The organism is Verrucomicrobium sp. 3C, assembly GCF_000379365.1.
GTDB lineage: Bacteria > Verrucomicrobiota > Verrucomicrobiia > Methylacidiphilales > Methylacidiphilaceae > Methylacidimicrobium.
Genome location: NZ_KB901876.1, coordinates 18,604 through 35,159, shown reverse-complemented (window position 1 = coordinate 35,159; position 16,556 = coordinate 18,604). Strand labels below are relative to the sequence as shown.

At 60.9% G+C, this 16,556-nt stretch carries 12 protein-coding genes and 3 pseudogenes; 12 read left to right on the top strand and 3 right to left on the bottom strand.

The window, feature by feature from the left end; genetic code table 11:
* Positions 1–281 precede the first annotated feature (281 nt).
* Positions 282–950, top strand: a pseudogene (locus tag A37A_RS17180) (IS256 family transposase); the annotation flags it as partial.
* A gap of 441 nt (positions 951–1,391) precedes the next feature.
* Here the strand turns inward: A37A_RS17180 and A37A_RS0110930 are convergent.
* Both A37A_RS0110930 and A37A_RS19385 read right to left on the bottom strand, forming a co-directional pair.
* Positions 1,392–1,784, bottom strand: a complete 393-nt coding sequence (locus A37A_RS0110930; RefSeq protein WP_018291538.1) for a hypothetical protein — start codon at positions 1,782–1,784, stop codon at positions 1,392–1,394.
* Positions 1,785–1,848: 64 nt separating this feature from the next.
* Positions 1,849–2,082, bottom strand: a pseudogene (locus A37A_RS19385) (transposase); the annotation flags it as partial.
* A gap of 222 nt (positions 2,083–2,304) precedes the next feature.
* Here A37A_RS19385 and A37A_RS21465 point away from each other — a divergent pair.
* Positions 2,305–2,445 carry a helix-turn-helix domain-containing protein gene (locus A37A_RS21465; protein ID WP_231363900.1) on the top strand — a complete coding sequence of 47 codons (141 nt, stop codon included), beginning with the start codon at positions 2,305–2,307 and terminating at the stop codon, positions 2,443–2,445.
* Between the two features lie 266 nt (positions 2,446–2,711).
* Complete coding sequence (locus tag A37A_RS21460) at positions 2,712–3,311, top strand: IS630 family transposase (RefSeq protein ID WP_018291535.1); 600 nt, start codon at positions 2,712–2,714, stop codon at positions 3,309–3,311.
* Between the two features lie 23 nt (positions 3,312–3,334).
* Here the strand turns inward: A37A_RS21460 and A37A_RS17170 are convergent.
* Positions 3,335–3,963: pseudogene (locus tag A37A_RS17170) on the bottom strand (IS1595 family transposase); the annotation flags it as partial.
* A 100-nt stretch (positions 3,964–4,063) separates the two neighbouring features.
* Between A37A_RS17170 and A37A_RS0110905 the strand changes: the two are divergent.
* The 9 genes from A37A_RS0110905 to A37A_RS21455 all read left to right on the top strand — a co-directional run.
* A complete protein-coding gene (locus A37A_RS0110905; RefSeq protein WP_018291533.1) occupies positions 4,064–4,909 on the top strand; it encodes a prenyltransferase/squalene oxidase repeat-containing protein in 846 nt (281 codons plus the stop codon).
* A 126-nt stretch (positions 4,910–5,035) separates the two neighbouring features.
* Entirely contained in the window at positions 5,036–7,237 is a 2,202-nt protein-coding gene (locus tag A37A_RS17165) for a DNA methyltransferase (protein ID WP_155996644.1), read from the top strand.
* Positions 7,234–7,629, top strand: coding sequence for a DNA methyltransferase (locus A37A_RS18455; protein ID WP_155996643.1), 396 nt, complete (start codon positions 7,234–7,236; stop codon positions 7,627–7,629). Before A37A_RS17165 ends, A37A_RS18455 begins: the two co-directional genes overlap by 4 nt.
* Before the next feature lie 93 nt (positions 7,630–7,722).
* Complete coding sequence (locus A37A_RS17160) at positions 7,723–9,339, top strand: hypothetical protein (protein ID WP_020494338.1); 1,617 nt, start codon at positions 7,723–7,725, stop codon at positions 9,337–9,339.
* A 227-nt stretch (positions 9,340–9,566) separates the two neighbouring features.
* The gene (locus A37A_RS0110890; RefSeq protein ID WP_155996642.1) at positions 9,567–10,358 is read left to right on the top strand and encodes a hypothetical protein; all 792 of its coding nucleotides are present in this window, start codon (positions 9,567–9,569) and stop codon (positions 10,356–10,358) included.
* A gap of 67 nt (positions 10,359–10,425) precedes the next feature.
* Positions 10,426–11,286 carry a hypothetical protein gene (locus A37A_RS17155; RefSeq protein WP_020494337.1) on the top strand — a complete coding sequence of 287 codons (861 nt, stop codon included), beginning with the start codon at positions 10,426–10,428 and terminating at the stop codon, positions 11,284–11,286.
* A 352-nt stretch (positions 11,287–11,638) separates the two neighbouring features.
* Positions 11,639–13,684 carry a FecR domain-containing protein gene (locus tag A37A_RS18450; RefSeq protein WP_026195788.1) on the top strand — a complete coding sequence of 682 codons (2,046 nt, stop codon included), beginning with the start codon at positions 11,639–11,641 and terminating at the stop codon, positions 13,682–13,684.
* A gap of 95 nt (positions 13,685–13,779) precedes the next feature.
* Positions 13,780–15,846, top strand: a complete 2,067-nt coding sequence (locus tag A37A_RS0110875) for an NAD(+) synthase (RefSeq protein ID WP_018291529.1) — start codon at positions 13,780–13,782, stop codon at positions 15,844–15,846.
* A gap of 231 nt (positions 15,847–16,077) precedes the next feature.
* Positions 16,078–16,556 (top strand): transposase (locus A37A_RS21455; RefSeq protein WP_018291527.1); only part of this gene is annotated, 479 nt, incomplete at its 3' end.

Genomic DNA, 16,556 nt, shown 5'->3' with positions numbered 1-16,556 from the left:
GATGCCAAGAGAGAAGCCCAAGTGGCCAGCCGCCATAAGGGTCAGAGTATCGATGCGGGACACAGGGGCGGAGACGTCCGTAATAGGGTTGAAGGTCTTGTAATGGGACTGGACCGAAGGGGCGTCGTCATCCGGCTTCAAAGTGTGGGCAACCCGCAAGGGGAGGGCTCGCATGACTGAAGCCAAACCATTTATGGCTGGATGATGGGAGCCGGATGAATCGAGAGGTTCACGTCCGGTTCTGGGAGAGCGCGGGGCTGCAATGCCCCGCGCCACTCGCCTATCTGGCCTTGGGAATCCGGCGCGACGGCACCAAGGATGTGCTGGGCCTTTGGATCCAGCAAACCGAAGGAGCCAAGTTCTGGTTAGGGGTGATGAACGAACTCAAGCATCGCGGGATGGAGGACATCTTGATCGCGGTCGTCGACGGGCTCAAGGGGTTTCCGGACGCGATCACGGCCGTTTTCCCCCAGGCGCAGATTCAGACCTGCATCGTGCATCTGATCCGCAATTCGCTCTCCTTGTGCAACTGGAAGGAGCGCCGGTCGGTGGCAGGGGAACTCAAGCGCATCTACAGTGCGGAAACTGCTGAAGTCGCCGCCAAGCGACTCGAAGAGTTCGCCGCCGGCGAGTGGGGGAAGAAACTCCCGACCATCGTCCAGATGTGGCGAAGAGTCTGGGAAGAAGTTATTCCGTTCTTCGCCTTCTCGCAGGAGATCCGAAAGATGATCTACACGACCAATGCCATCGAGAGCCTGCATATGCAGTTGCGGAAGGTCCTCAAAACCAGAGGACATTTTCCCAATGATGAATCGGCGAGCAAATTGATTTTCCTGATCTTACGGAACGTCACCAAGAAATGGAAACATCCGTCGCCGACCTGGAATCAGGCGGCCAGGCAATTTGCCATCCAGTTCGGGGAGCGATTCTTCCTGGCGGAAGGAGTCTAAAAGCCATGAAAAAGTGGAGAGTTGCTTCCCACGCCTTGAATAACCCCCAAGCGGGTTATTCACAACTGTCCCGGCTAGAGCCGACCGCTTTGGGGAAGCGGTCTCGCCGGTCCGAGTTGACGGCGTGCGAACAACTCTCTTTACTGTTAGACAACAAAGCGGAAAATCGACCCGCACACAAAAAAGCGGACACTACCCTCAGGCACTGTCATACCGAAAGGGGCAGCTCCCTCTATGGCTCTCCTACGTCGCACCGCGCCACTCCTCGACTCCACACAAGCTTTCTCCTGCGGCTTGCACAATGGGCTTGTCTGCTTCGTTGGGCTTGGTTTTCCATCCTTGCAGTATGTCGTCATACAGCTCCGGTGGAAAACCGGCGCCGCGCCTCGCATCCAAGCCCATTTGCGGCGCCTCGGCTACGAAATGTGTGAAAAATGGCGGCTAGCGATAGCACCAGACCCAGAGCTGGTCGGATAAATCGCCGGGGACGCGCGAGTAGCGCTTCTTCTCGGCGGGGGTGAACAGGATGAGCCCGGTACCGCCGTGGGCCGCAGCCGCTCTTTCGACGGGTCGCCAAGTGGAATCGATGAGCCTGGTCTCATCGATGTAGATCGATCCGAGGATCTGGTAGTGGGCCGGAGCGCCATGGAGGTAGATCGGCATCCCGGGCTTCTCATCGAATGTCGGGCCAATCCGCTTCACGACCGGGCCCTTGCTCTGCGCGCGGGTCACACCCGAGACATCGTGCCAGTATGCTTTGGAAGCCCAAGCCGACGAACTGAGAGCCAACCAGGCAGCTCCGACCGCGAGCGCATGGCCAACGCCTCGTTGCATAACTCCTTATGAAAAAAAAGGAGCATGAGGTCAAGAGCAAGACGTCATTCCAACATAGGGATATTTACTTGACGCCACCATACCCAATAGCTTGTGGTTTAATTAGATCGGAGAAAGGCGCGGGTGCGATCTGCACGGCCTGTTGCGCCAGACGATAGAACAGCTTACTGCGGGAGCGCGAATTGCGGCGATTGAAACGAAAGGTGAATTCGTCGAGATAAGCATCCAGATGGTCGTGTCCCACCGCTCCCTGATGCGTGCCCAAGAGCCATCGCTTCAGCAGAGAAATCACCCGGTGAGCGCGTGGCAGCAGATGTTCTCCCTCCGCCTGGCGGCGCTGGATCTGGCGATCATGGACATGTCTAGTACATCGCTTCATAATTACGTGACATAACAGTGCAGACTAGGTATTATGGCTTTCATTATGGGAGCCATTTTAACTGCATTACCGATTCGTGAAGAGCAGAGAGAAGTGTTAGAAGAGATCGTCCGCAAGAGGAATGCGAAAGCCGGGTTGGTGATGAGAGCACGGATAATTCTGATGGCTGCCGATGGGGTTTCCAGCGCGGCGATTTCCCGGCAGCTCCAGTGCAACGCGCATATCGTGGGCAAATGGCGGCGACGGGTTTTCCGCGGAGGGGATCGCTGGGCTCAACGATGAGCCGCGGAGCGGAGCCCGGCCCGGTACGAGATAAGCCAATCGCTTACGCGCGAAAGTGGTGATGACCGCATGCAGTAAACACCCGCGAGAGGTTTTGAGCCGGTGGAGCATCCGCACGCTGGCGCGGGAGGTGGGGTTTTGCCCCAGCTCGGATCGCGCGCCATTCTGCGAGCTTACGATCTGCATCCGCATTGCCTTCGCACCTTCACGTTTAGCCCGGATCCCCAGTTCAAGGAGAAAACTCCTCGAAGTGGGTCGCTCTGTACATGCAGCCTCCGGAGAACGCCGTGGTGCTCTGCGTGGACGAGAAGACCGGCATCCAGGCCCTGGATCGCACGCAGCCGATGCTGCCTTTGCGGGCGAAAAGGCCCCGTTGCTGGACCAACGAGTATGTCCGGCACGGAACGCGCACGGTCTTGGCCAGCCTGGAGGTGAAGACCGGGAAGGTCTTTGCCCATGTCAAGGAGACCCGGACCTCGGCCGATTTCCTCTCGTTTCTGGACGAGCTTGTCAAACGCTACGAGGACCAGCGGCTCTACGTGGTTTTGGACAATTTGAACACGCACAAGAATGAAAAAGCCCGAAACTGGCTCAGGCTTCACCCTAATGTCAGCTTTCACTATACGCCGACCCATGCTTCCTGGGTAAACCTCATCGAATGCTTCTTCAGCATCCTGACCCGACAGGGCCTCCAACACTCTGTTCACAAATCGAGCAAGGACTTAGAGCGCTTCCTCAAGGCTTACTTCGCCAAATACAATGACCACTGTCAGCCCTTCCATTGGACTAAAGGGCCGGAAAAGCTTCAGCACATCATCGAGCTCACCCAGCAATTCCAAGCCGAATATGCTGCTGCGCACTTATGAGGCGATGTACTAGTCATCTCCAGGTATGCGTTCAGGCCGTCGGTGCGTACCGTGCTTCCCGGCTCGACGGCTTGGGTGATGAACCCGTGCAGGGTAGCGCGGTTCGCGTCCGGGATGTGACGCAACCGCATGCGGCCAATGCTCTTGCCATCCTCCTCGGCAGCCACAACAATCAGAGCTTTCTGCTCCGCCCCTCGTCCAGTGACGCCGGCGCCGGTTTCCTCGCCGCCCCAGTATGCCTCATCGACCTCCACCGTGCCCTTGAGCCGGTCGCGGCCCGGATCCACCATGGCCCGGCGCAATTTATGCAGCAACGCCCACGCGGTCTTGTAGCTGCCCAGGCCCAAAACCCGCTGTAGGCCCAGGGCGCTCATGCCGTTCTTCTGGCTGGTGACCTGCCACATGGCCCGGAACCAGAGGCTCAGAGGTAGATGGCTGTCCTGAAAAATGGTTCCCGCTCTGATCGACATTTCGTAGCTGCACTCCCCGCAACGCCAGCGATCCCGCCGAACCAACCAAGCTGCAGTCCCCTGACACTGCGGACAGACCCATCCGCCCGGCCAGCGCAGAGCAGCAAGACAATCGACGCACGCGGCCTCGTCGCCAAAGCGCCGTTCCAGTCCAGAAGCGTCCGTGGATAATCCTCACCCATGTCCCGGAACCCTGCGGGTTGCGGTCGGTGGCGTAAAGTCAATAGCTATATTTCTTTTTGGGCTGACTACAAAAGTGACGTATAAGAGCCTTTTCCAATCGTGGCGCGGACGCACTGGAAAGAACGATGCCGGAACTACGTCATTGGGCGACAATGCCGAGATGGGGGCTTCTGCTTCTACCGTTCGGATTACATCGAAGAATCGAACCTCTATGACACAGCCTTTGCGCTTGCCACTCTTCGCGTCTTGGGGGAGAGGTCGCCCCGCCGAGGAGAACTGGAATCCTGGTTTGCTGCGCAGAGCGATCCTCTGTCTCGAAACGCCTCGCTTGCCGCACTCTGGTCCTACGAGCGGGGAGTGCGTCTTCTCGGCCTTAAGCCGGCACGGGAGATTCGGGAAACAGTGGAACGCTGCATCACAACGATCCCTCTTCCCTCACGAGAGGAGATGGAGAGTTGGGACGCAAGTGCACTCCTGCGAGACTCATTCCAGGTAGCAAAGCTTTCTGCGTGGAGTTGCTCGCCTCCCCCTGCCCCATGGAGGCAACGACTCTCCGCCTTGCTCGAGGCGCTTCGCGGAGAATCGGGCGCCTTCCCGAAAGATCACGAAAATCTGGTCGATAGCGCGAAGGCTTTTTTCTTGGCTCGCATCTTCCAGATTCCCATCGAGGAAGTGCCCCTTCTCCACTTCGCTCGCCACCAATTGGCCTGTTCCGACGTCTCCGACTCTTGGTCGACCGAGTCGGCGAGCCTTGAGGCCGTCCGATGCGGGTTGGAACTCCTCGCCGCTTTCTCTCTGCGGCCAGAAGAGCAGCGAAGACGGACCCTCGCCTCCCAGATCGAGGCCTGCCAAGTTGCTTCCGGCGGCTTCGGGCGAAGAATCGGCGCCATTCCCACTCTGGAAGACAGCTATCATGGCGCCAAGGCCCTGCACTTGTTGGAATAGTGCTATTGACATTGCCGTCGCCATCGCCGTTTCCTCTCCTCGCAGTATGTCGTCATACCGCTCTGGGGGAAAACCAAGCCCCAACGAAGCAACCGGATCCATTTCGCAAGCCGCAGGAGAACGCCGGTGAAACGGGCAGGCCAGATCCGGAGAATGCCGGAAGGAGGGCGGGAGGGCCTCCGAGGAAGCGGCAAGGTTAGGCCGGAGGACCGCAAGGGCTTGGTTTCCGCCCCAGAATCCCAGCGGGCTTTTCGGGCTTTTCGGGAATGGCTTCTCGCCCGGATCGACGCAGCAGCATCGCTTCCGCCGCCGCATCGGTTTGCACGGCCGCAGGAGTTCGTGGACGGCGGGCGCATTGTCGCGCGCGTAGGAGGGTTGACCGAGGCGGTCGAATGGCTTTGCCGGCTAGCCCGGCCCTTGGATGGTTCCAGGAACCGGGCCTCTCTCCCGGCCCATCCTCCGCCCCGCCTCTTTTGCCGGGAGCGGATTTCCTCGGAGAGGATCATCGGGGCGTTTCTCAAAAAGTGGGAACGAGATCAGCCTGCTCCGGCCCTTGAAAGCTTCGGAAGCTACCACTTCCCCGGTGGGTGGCACAACCGGCTTGTCCTGGGAGATTCGCTGCTGGTCCTCGAGTCTCTTCTCTTTCGGGAGAACCGGAGAGGGGAGATCCAGGCGATCTACTTCGACCCCCCCTACGGGGTGAACTTTCCATCCTACTTCGAGCCTTTTGCCCGAAGAAGGAGCGGCGAGGAGGAAGACGAATTCGAGCGGGTGAAGGCCTATCGGGATTCCTGGGAGTTCGGGCTCTCTTCCTATTTAACCCATCTGCGGGAGCGGCTCCTTCTCTGCCGGGAGCTATTGAACCAGACCGGGAGCCTCTTTCTGCAAATCGGAGAAGAAAACCTCCACCATGTCCGTACTCTCTTGGATGAGGTTTTCGGGGAGAAGAACTTCATCCGCCTCATCTCGTTTCGCAAGACCTCGGTGCTCCCCGGCAAGCTGCTTCGGGGCGTGTCGGATTATCTCCTCTGGTATGCCAAGGAGAGGGAGAGGATCAAATACCGGGCTCTCTACCAGCGGAAGCGGCCGGGAACCGAAGGGGCGACCAACTACCGCTGGGTGGAACTGGAGCCGGAAAGCTGCCGGAAACTCTCGTCAGCAGAACTAGCCGATCCCGGCCTTTTGCCGCCCGGCGCCAGAATTTTTGCCCTGGGCGATTTGCGGAGTGCCGGGGCGAGCAAGCGGGGAAGCTTTGCCTTCTCCTTCCGTGGCCAGATTTTCCGGCCCTATGCGAACAGCCATTGGAAGACGACGCGAAAGGGGATGGAGAGGCTGGCTAGGATGGGGAGGCTCGTCGTGACCGGCCAGACGCTGATGTACAAACGTTATCTTTCCGATTTCCCGGTGGTCGGGTTGACCAATCACTGGGCGGATGCCCGGCCGAGCTTTCAGCGGAACCGGCGGTACGTCGTGGAGACGGTGGAGCGCGTGGTGGAGAGGTGTCTTCTCATGACGACAGATCCTGGAGATCTCGTGCTCGACCCGACCTGCGGCAGCGGAACGACCGCCGCCGTCGCCGAGCGTTGGGGAAGGCGCTGGATCTGCATGGATGCCGCTTGCGTGCCGCTCGCGCTGACGCGGTTGCGGCTGCTGACGGCGGTCTTTCCGGACTATTTCCTTCGAGATCCCGACCAGGGGCCGGCGGGAGGATTTCTCTATGAGAGGAAGCAAAGCGGCAAGGGAGAAGAGGCGGGCGGGATCGTGCCCCATGTCACCCTCGAGTCGATTGCCAAGGAGCTGCCTCCGGAGGAGGAGGTTCTCGTCGATTGTCCGGAAAAGGGAAACGGCAGGCTCCGGCTCTCCGGCCTGTTTTCGGTCGAAGGGCTCTTGCCGACAAGCGCGGAAGACGAGGAGTCCTTCGAAGAAGATCCCTCGTTTGCGGAGCGGATGTGGGAGGTGCTCCACCTTTTCCCCGTCTTCGAGGCAAGCGGAAGGAAGAGAATCGAACTCCAAAAGCTTCGGAGGCCGGACAGTCCCTGCCTTCTGGGCGCGGAAGCCGAGGTGGCCGGCAGACGGGTCGGGATTGCCTTCGGACCCAAGAGCGGGCCGATCGGAGGGGGCCTTGCCCGACAAGTCGTCCAGGAGGCGGAGAGCATGGGCTACCAGGATCTCTCTATGTCGTGGGGTTTGGAATCGACGCCGCTGGTCTCGATTGCGTGCGCAGGCAACAACAAGCCGGCGTTCGACTCCATTATGTCCAGGCGAGCCTCGATCTGCTCATGGAGTCCTTGCTCAAAGCGACGCGCTCCAGCCAGATCTTTTGCTTGAGCGGGATCCCGGAGATCCGGGTGAGGTCGCGCTCGGGCGGTGAGGCGGAGCTGTGGAAGGTGGAGTTCGGCGGCATGACCGTCTTTGACCCCGAAACGGGAGCGTTCGAGCACAAAAAGGCCGAAGAGCTGCCTATATGGCTTCTGGACACCGATTACGACGGATGCTGCTTTGTCCCGAGCGGGGCATTGTTTCCACGAACGGAGGCGTGGGAAGTCGTGGGACGCGCGCTGGGAGGAAGCATGGCGGATCGGATGCAAAGGCAGCTTGCTGGCAGCGCAAGCTTCTGGTTTCGACCGGGAAGGCATCGGAGGATCGCCGTCAAGACGATCGATGACCGCGGAACGGAACTGCTGGTGGTGAGAAGCTTGCCGAGGGAGCGGGCGAAGTAGCCAGGAGTTCGGAGTTCCGGGAAAAAGTATAGAATCGGATGCAGCCGGGCGTAGTCAGAAGGGCGGCGGCGGGTTAATGTTGGGAAAATGACGATGCGCGAAATCGGCGGGAGCGGCTTTCCGATCGGGAGCCGACTACGGTCCGTAGTCGTCCTGTGCATGCTTTATTCCGTGCTTCATTCCGTTGCGGTGTCGCCGTTGCTGGGAGCCCAGAACGCGGCTGGGGGTTCTCCGCAGGACCGCTTTTTACAGATCTACGTGGAAATCCAGGACGCAGACCGGGCGGCGGGACAGGGGTTCTACACGAAAGCAGCGGAGCAATACCGAGAGGCGCAGACGTCGTTGCAAGAGCTCCATCGGTCTCATCCCCAATGGGAAAGGCAGATCGTCGAATACCGGCTTGCCTATATCCACAAGCAGCTAGCCGCGGTAGAAAAACGGGTGGCGGGGATTCCTGCGGCGCCGTCGCCGGGCCCTGCTCTGCCGGTAGAGGGACGCCTCCAAGAGGTGGAGGATAAGCTCACCAAGCTGGAAACGAGCCGGGAGAACAACGCCGACAAGGCCCAGGTCAACCAGCAGATGCTCGAGCTCCGCGATCTTCTGGGGAAGCTCCAGGGCGAGCTAACCGAGCTCAAGGCGGCCCGCACCAAGCAGATCGCGGAAGAGGCAGAGAGCCAGGCCGAGATCGCGAAGATCGGCTCCCTTTCGTCGCAGGTCGACTCTCTGAATGCGCAGGTGGCGAAGCTCAAGAATAGCCGGGAGCAGGCCCAAAAGCGAGTTCGCCTGGAAAAGAGGCTCCAAGAGCTACAAGCGCAGCTTGCTCATGCCAAGACCTTGCAAGAGAGGACGCAGCAACGGAATGCCGTTCAGGAGAAGATGCGGGAGTTGAGCAGCCAGGTGGTCACGTTGCAAAACGAGCTTTCGCAAGCCAAGGCCGCCCAGGAGACGGCGGCGCAAGCGGCGGGCGGGCAGGAGCAGGGGGCGGAGCGGGTCGTTCAACTTGAGGGAACCGTTCAGAAGCTGGAAGATCAGTTGTCGCAAGCGCAAAGGGAACAGCAACGGCTCCAGGCGGAGAGCCCCGTCGCCGCTCAAGCCCAAGAGGTCGTTCAACTTCGTTCCCAGATGGAGCGCATTCAGGCCGAGGTGACCCGCATCCAGGGGAGAAAGGAGATTCGCCGCTTGGAGACGACGACGACCGCCAATGCTTCGGAGGTTGCGGCACTAAACGACCGGGTCCGGAAGCTCGAAGAAGAGCTGATTCGCAGTCGAAAGCAGCAAGAGCGCCTTCAGAGCTCGGTGGCTGGGCAGAAAAACAGCCTCGAAAGCCGAGTGCAGGAGCTTCAGGCCGAGCTCGACCGAGTGAAATCGGCTCGACAGGCTCCTCCCGCTCCGGCAACGAATGGATCAAGGGCTACAGGTCCGAAGCAAGCCGTCTCTCCCCCGCCGCTTCAGACCGCCTGGAGCGCTTCCTCGGGCCACCGGACGATGTCGGCAGAGCAGCCGGGGGAGGTGGGAGGCGAGGCGCCCGAAGAGCAACCAAGCGAGCAGGGGACGCAAACGGTCCAGAAGAAGGAGACTGCGCCAAAGAAGACCGCCGAGTCGAAGAAAAGACAGGTCCATCATCGACGGAACGGCTCAGCTGTCGAGGAGGAGGTCGTGCGCGGCCTCAACCGGGTCCGCAGGCAGATCGCGAATTTGATTGGGGGGTAGAGACGGCGGGCCGACGCTGCTCCGGGGATTGTGGCTGCCCACGAGGGTAGCCGCCATTTCTCACAAATTTCGTAGCCGAGGCGCCGCAAATGGGCTTGGATGCGAGGCGAGGTGCAGGTTTTCCCCCCGAGGTTGTATGACGACATTCTGCGAGGAGGGCCAAAAACCCAAATCCCAACGAAGCAGCCGGGCCCATTTCGCAAGCCGCAAGAGAACGCTTGTGAGTTATGCATGCTAGCATGTGGAGCGCCTGGAGCAGGATCCTGTTGCCGCTCTTTGGACTGTTGCTTTGCATCGAGGAACCGACGGTTCATTCCGCGGAGCGCAGCGCAACGGGGGAGAAGAAGCAGTCCCAGGGCTCCTCGAGCTATCCGTGGCATCGGGGGATCGTCGCTACCGTCTTTTGGATCGGAACCGACTGGGCCCCACAGAGCCCCGGCGGCAATTTACGAAGCGCGTGGGACGCGGGCTGGGTGCGCCATTACGGGGGGGAGGATAGCCCGGCGGCGCGAGCGGGGCTTCTGCCGGGCACCCATGCGGCGACCTTGAATCCCTTTTATGTCGCTCTGCCTTTCAACGATCTCGCGCATCCAGCGTTGGCCAGGAAATGGATTCCGTGGGACGGCTCCGAGGCCGCCGACGGCAGATCCCGGTGCGAGGGGCATTGGGTCGAGATCGAAAGGCCGGGCGGGAAGCGGGTCTACGCCCAATGGATGGACTCCGGCCCGTTTGTTTCGAATGACGCGGCCTATGTCTTTGGCGGACATCGACCGCGCGCCTCGGCCGGGATCGATGTTTCGCCGGCGGTCAAGGAGTACCTCGGCTTGGGAGGACGGGATCCGGTCAATTGGCGCTTCGTCGACCGGCGGGATGTTCCCCCGGGCCCTTGGATCACCTACCTGGAAGAAGCCATCCTCTATCAAGCCATCAAGCAAAAGGATGGGAACGCAGGCGAGGAGGATCGCTCCTCTCCCAAGGCCGCCGGCAAAAAGAAGGGGCGGAAGCGGAGTGCTCGGTAGGGCGGAGACTCGATGCTGCGTGATTGACGACCCGGTGCGGAAGGGAAAAGATCCGCGGGCGATCCCTATGGAAGCAAGCAGGAGCCGGGACGAGGAGCGGTCAAGGGCGATCGGTCGGCGAGAACTGCGGCTCGGTCTCATCCTGGTTGCCCTCTTCTGGCCGCTCAACTGGTTTCTTCCCGGTCCTCGAACTGCCTGGCTCTTCTTTCCACTCTGGTTAGGCTATATCTTAGCGATGGACGGGTTGGTCTGCCGTAGAACTGGGAGTTCGCTGCTGAGCCGGGACGGACGTTGGTTTGCCGCTCTCTTTCCGCTTTCTTCCGCAACCTGGTGGCTCTTCGAGCTTCTCAATCTCCGCTCCCAGAATTGGGCGTATGTGGGCGAGGAAGACTTTCCTCTGTGGCTCTTTACCCTCTGCTCGACCGTTAGCTTTTCCACGGTGCTTCCCGCAGTGCTGGTGACCGCCGAATGGATGGGAAGCTTTTCGTGGCTTTCGCGTTGCCGGCGGGAGCGTAGCCGACGAACCGTGGAGAAGTGGCTTCCTTCCATTTTTGCTGCCGGATTGGGGATGCTCAGCCTCTTCCTCTTCTTTCCGAAGGTCTTCTTTCCCTTTCTCTGGATGTCGTTCGTCTGCCTGATCGATCCGATCAACGCTTGGAGAGGGAGGCCGTCCCTGGTAGGGGCGATCGGCAGAGGCGACTGGCGGCCCTTGGTCGCCTACGGGCTCGCCGGGCTCTTCTGTGGTTGGTTTTGGGAGCTCTGGAACAGCCGGTCCTATCCCTACTGGGTCTACCACATTCCTCTCTTCGACTTCTGGCATCTCTTCGCGATGCCTTTGCCGGGCTACCTCGGCTATCCACCTTTTGCGTGGGAGCTCTACGGACTCACTCATGTCGTTTGGCGTCGGAACCCGCTCCGTGTCTTCTGAGCCGAGGCCCCCGGTTCGGCGGAGGACTGCGTTGAGACAAGAGAGAGTACGCCTTCCCGAAAGCGGAGCCGCCGGTGGGGAGATCACCCCTGCGGGCATGAGGATTTGTCTTTGCAACCGCCGGGAGGGAGCTAGCTTATGTAGGTAGCCTGCATGTTTCAAAGCGCTATCCTGCGGCTTGCGCAAATGGGTCCGGCTGCTTCGTTGGGACTTGGGTTTTTGGCCCTCCTCGCAGTATGTCGTCATACAAGTCCGGGGGAAAACCTGTGCCCCGCCTTGCATTCAGGTCCATCGGCCCTCGCCTCGGGCACGAACCTTGTGAGACAGGCAGGTTGGTTATAAGGAGGGTGTTATGAGGCGACTGCCGCTCACCGTCATTATCTTGGCCTGTTCTGTCCTTTCCGTTTTCGGCAATCCAAATTCGGAAACCGCGCAGCTTTCGGAGTATCAAGGGTCGGTGTCGCGGCAAAAGGCTGGATCGGAGATCTGGCAGGCCGTGCATCCCCGAGAAAAACTCGATCCTGGAGATCGGATTCGGACCGGGCCCAAATCCACCGCGGAGTTGCGGATCGACCGCAACAATTTCCTTCGTCTGGGAGCAGAGGGCGAAGCGCGGATCAGCAGCCTAAGCTCCTCCGCCATCAAGGCGGAAGTGGTTCGAGGAACCGTGACCTATTCGGTTTTCGGCGGCAACCATCGGGACATCGCCATCGAAACCCCCGGGGTGAGCCTCCAGCCGGTTCAGGAAGGCGACTACCGGGTCAAGGTGGAGGGTGAGACGACGGCGGCGATCGTGCGCAAGGGTGACGCGCGGGTTGTCTCTTCCGAGGGATCGGTGGATCTCCCGGCTGGAAAGATGATCGTCGTCCAGGGAAAGACCAATCCGGAATATCAAGTAGTCGATGCGCCGGCAACCGATTCGTGGGACCAGTGGAACGAAAAGCGGAACTCGGTCGAGATGGCGGCAGCGAAAGCCGCGACGCCTTCTTCTTGCCTGTGGGACGACTATCCCGCCTATCACAGCTATTCCGATGATACGGGTCGAAACGTGACCAATATCTTCGTGGGGGCGACCGTACCTCCCTCGTCGTACGGATACGGCGGATGGCCGGGCATGGGGTTATACGCCGGCGCACCCTTCATGCCCTACAATCCCTGGTGGGGTCCCTGGGGTTGGGGCGGCTGGGGTTATCCTTGGGGCTTTGGCATGGGCATGGGTTTCGGCTTTGGCTGGCCGATGTTCGGCTTTGGCATGGGCTGGCCGATGTTCGGTTTCGGCATGGGTTTCGGCTTTGGCTGGCCGATGTTCGGTTTTGGGTTCGGCTGGCCGATGTTCGGCTGGGGAGGCTTCGGATGGGGCGGGATGGGCGCCTTCAATCGGACGAACATCACGAACATCAATAACATCAACAACGTTCGAAACGTCACCAATGTGACGAGGAGCGGCGCGGCGGGAGAACGGGCGGGTGCACACGGCGCAAGCGCCGCCAGCGCCACGGGCGCTCATGGTGGGGCGGCGACGGCTGTCGGAACTCATCCGGGAGCGACGCAGGGAGCCGGAGGGGCTGCCGGCCACGCAGCGACAACGGCGGAGGGGAGTAAGTCGGGAGCGGGAAGTGCCGGCCATGCCGCTGTCGGAGGAGCGCATACGGCGGCCACCGCTGCCGGCACCCACGGAGAAGCGGGGATGGCGGGAACCGAGCAAAAGGCGGGGACATCCATGGGAGGAGCCCACAGGGCCGCTGGGAGCGCGGGCGCGGCGGGCGGCCGTTCGGGGAGCGCCGGATCGACGCCATGGAGCGGACATAATGCCGCGGCTGGAGCGGGGAACGCGGGCGGAACCCATGCCGGGGGAGCCGCCTCGGGCGGGTGGAGTCACTTTGGCGGCCAGACGGGAGGTGCCGCAGCAGCAGGTGGCGGCGTGCGAACATTCGGGGGTGCGGCGGGAGCCGGCAATTCAGGCTGGAGTCATTTTGGAGCCAGTGGCCTGACCAACCGGGGCGGAATGGGAAGCTTTTCGGGGGCGCGGGCCGGCTCCTGGAGCGGCTATAGCGGCGGCGCTGCGCGTGGGGGCGCCGGCTCTTGGCGCGGGGCGGGTGGCGCGGGCGGGACGGCTCATTTCCAGAGCACTGCGGGTCGCGGCATCTCCGGAGCGGGTTCTCACACTTGGCGAGGAACTGCGGGAGGACGTGCCGGCGGAATGCGGAGTGGGGCCGGAGTTTTCCGAGGAGCCTCACTAGGCGGACGAAATTTTGGGGGCGGCTATCGTGGATTCACGGGCGGTGGTTATCGAGGCGGGGGCTACGGCGGATATCGGGGAGGAGGGTTTGGCGGCTATCGAGGAGGTGGGGGCTTTCGCGGGGGAGGAGGGTTTCACGGGGGTGGCGGCCGTCGGTAGAACCAGAGCGGGTCCGGAAACAGGAGAAGCCTTCCCATGAAAAATCACTTCCTCGCTCAAGCGCCCTTTGCGATGCTTCCCTGATACGGGGAAGCGTGGAATTCTTCAACTTCTACAATCACGGGTTCATCCGCGTCGCAGTCGGGATCCCGGTGGTTCGGATCGCTGACCCCTTGGCGAATGCGGAGCGGACGATTGCTCTGCTAGAGCAGGCGGGCGAGCGGCGCGCAGTGTTGGCCGTTTTCCCAGAGCTGGGCCTTTCCGGCTACTCCTGTGAAGATCTCTTTGGACAGGCCGCTCTCCTTGAGGCGTGTCGGGACGCTCTCCTGCGGATTCGGGAGGCTTCCCTCCGTTTGTCCGTCGTGGCAGCCGTAGGGCTGCCCCTGGAGGTCAATGGGGCTCTCTACAACTGCGCTGCGGTGGTCTGCCGCGGCCAAATCTTGGGAATCGTCCCAAAGACCTACTTGCCGAACTATCGAGAATTTTACGAGCTTCGGCAGTTTGCTCCGGCTGAGTATGCCCGCGAGCGGGAAATTGTCATGGGTGGGGACGCAGTCCCTTTCGGCAGCCGCCTTCTCTTTGCGGCGGTGGACGAACCTCGTTTTGCGTTCGCGGTGGAGATCTGCGAAGACCTCTGGGTTCCGATTCCGCCTTCTTCCTACGCGGCGTTGGCCGGGGCGACCGTGTTGATCAACCTTTCCGCATCGAACATCACGATTGGCAAGGATGACTATCGCCGAGAGCTCGTGAGCAACCAGTCGGCCCGCTGTCTTGCTGCCTATCTCTACACGGCAGCGGGTTGGGGTGAATCGACAACCGATCTCGCTTGGGATGGGCATGGAATGATCTACGAGAACGGGAGTTGCCTGGCCGAAACCGAGCGCTTCCTGGATCGCGATCAGCTCGTCACGGCCGAGATCGATTTGGAGAGGCTGGCAGTCGATCGCCGCCGCCAAGGAACCTTTGCCCAAAGCCGCTTTCAGCATCGAGGCCAACTGGAAAGCGTTCGCCGCATCCCATTTCGGGCGGATCTGCCGCGAGACAAAGTGCTCCTGCTTCAACGTCAGTACGAGCGTTTTCCCTACGTGGCCTGCGATCCGAGAACAAAGGAGGAGCGGTGCCGAGAGATCTATCACATTCAAGTCCAGGGACTGGCCACCCGCTTGCAGGCCGCCGGCTTCCGAAAGGCGGTTCTAGGAATTTCGGGCGGGCTCGATTCGACCCAGGCTCTGCTCGTGACCTGCCGGGCGATGGATCGGCTCGGGCTGCCGAGGAGCAACGTCCTTGCCTACACGATGCCCTCCTTTGGAACAAGCGAGCGCACCTTCGCTCAGGCGGTCAGGCTCATGGCCGCGCTGGGATGCACGGCGCACCAGATCGACATTCGGCCCAGCTGCGATCAGATGCTCCAAGACATCGGCCACCCTGCCGTCCAGGGAAAGGAGGTCTACGATACGACCTTCGAAAATGTCCAGGCGGGAGAGAGGACGAGCCATCTCTTCCGGTTGGCCAACGTCCAGGATGCTCTGGTCGTGGGGACAAGCGATCTGAGCGAGCTGGCGCTCGGCTGGTGCACCTACGGAGTGGGCGACCAGATGGCCCATTACCATGTCAATGCGAGCGTTCCCAAGTCCCTGATTCGGCATCTGATCGCTTGGGAAGCTGAGCGGGAGGCGCTGGGAGCGGAGACGAGCGCCCTTCTTCGGAAGATTCTGGAGACCGAGATCAGCCCGGAGCTGATCCCCGGGGGCACTGGAGACCAGCCCGAGCAACGGTCCGAAGCGGTGGTAGGGCCTTATTCCCTGCAGGACTTCCACCTCTATTACATTCTTCGTTTCGGCTACAGCCCGACGAAGGTCGCCTTCCTGGCATGGACCGCATGGCAGGATCGCAACTGCGGATCATGGCCGAGCGGAGAGCTGAATCGGCCGCAATGGTCGATTGCCGAAATCAAAGGATGGCTCCGTCTCTTCTTGCGACGCTTTTTTGCCCAAAGCCAGTTCAAGCGGAGTTGCATTGCGAACGCTCCGAAGGTCGGCTCCGGAGGCTCTCTTTCCCCAAGGGGAGACTATCGGGCACCGAGCGACAGCTCGGCAACGGCTTGGCTGGCCGCTTGCGACGCAATTCCGGAGCAGGAGCCAAACCTTTCCCGTCCGTGTTAACCGCTCTTTCTCCCAAGCGTTCCCCTGCGGCTTGCGAAATGGGCTCGTCTGCTTCGCTCTCGCTTGGTTTTCCATCCTTGCAGTATGTTCTCATACAGCTCCGGGGGAAAACCCGCGCCCCGCCTCGCATCCAAGCCCATTTGCGGCGCCTCGGCTACGAACTTTCTGAGAAATGGCGGCTAGCAGCCTGTCGGACTTTCCTTTTTCCTCTGGAATATGGTAAAAGAGGGCATGGCTGAGCGATTTGTGATGGTGGATCGGATGACCCCAATGCTTTTGCCCGAGGACATGCGGGATTGGGTGAGGGAAGACGACTTGGTGCATTTTGTCATCGAGGCGGTGGAGAAGATGGATCTGCGGGGATTTCGAGTCAACGTGCGCGGGACGGGGGACGCGCAATATCCGGCGTCAATGGTGCTCTCGCTTTTGATTTATTGCTACGCCAACGGAATCTTTTCGAGTCGACGGATCGAGGCGGCGACGTGGCGGGATGTGGCGGTTCGTTACCTTTGTGCGAACACCCATCCGGATCACGACACGATCTGCCGGTTTCGGCGGGAGAACTTTGCCGCGGTGGCGGACTGCTTTTTGAAGGTGTTGGCGCTGGCGCGGGAGATGAAGCTTTTGAAGGTAGGGGTGGTGAGCGTGGACGGAACCAAGATTCGGGCCAACGCGAGCAAGCATCGCAATGTGACTTGCAAGCGGGCCGG

Excerpts from the sequence above, each read along its gene's own strand:
- A37A_RS21465 (WP_231363900.1), top strand. The coding sequence starts at position 2,305 with ATGAGAGCACGGATAATTCTGATGGCTGCCGATGGGGTTTCCAGCGCG.
- A37A_RS17160 (WP_020494338.1), top strand. The coding sequence starts at position 7,723 with ATGCGCGAAATCGGCGGGAGCGGCTTTCCGATCGGGAGCCGACTACGG.
- A37A_RS0110930 (WP_018291538.1), bottom strand. The coding sequence starts at position 1,784 with ATGCAACGAGGCGTTGGCCATGCGCTCGCGGTCGGAGCTGCCTGGTTG.
- A37A_RS21460 (WP_018291535.1), top strand. The coding sequence starts at position 2,712 with ATGCAGCCTCCGGAGAACGCCGTGGTGCTCTGCGTGGACGAGAAGACC.
- A37A_RS0110890 (WP_155996642.1), top strand. The coding sequence starts at position 9,567 with ATGCATGCTAGCATGTGGAGCGCCTGGAGCAGGATCCTGTTGCCGCTC.
- A37A_RS17155 (WP_020494337.1), top strand. The coding sequence starts at position 10,426 with ATGGAAGCAAGCAGGAGCCGGGACGAGGAGCGGTCAAGGGCGATCGGT.
- A37A_RS18450 (WP_026195788.1), top strand. The coding sequence starts at position 11,639 with ATGAGGCGACTGCCGCTCACCGTCATTATCTTGGCCTGTTCTGTCCTT.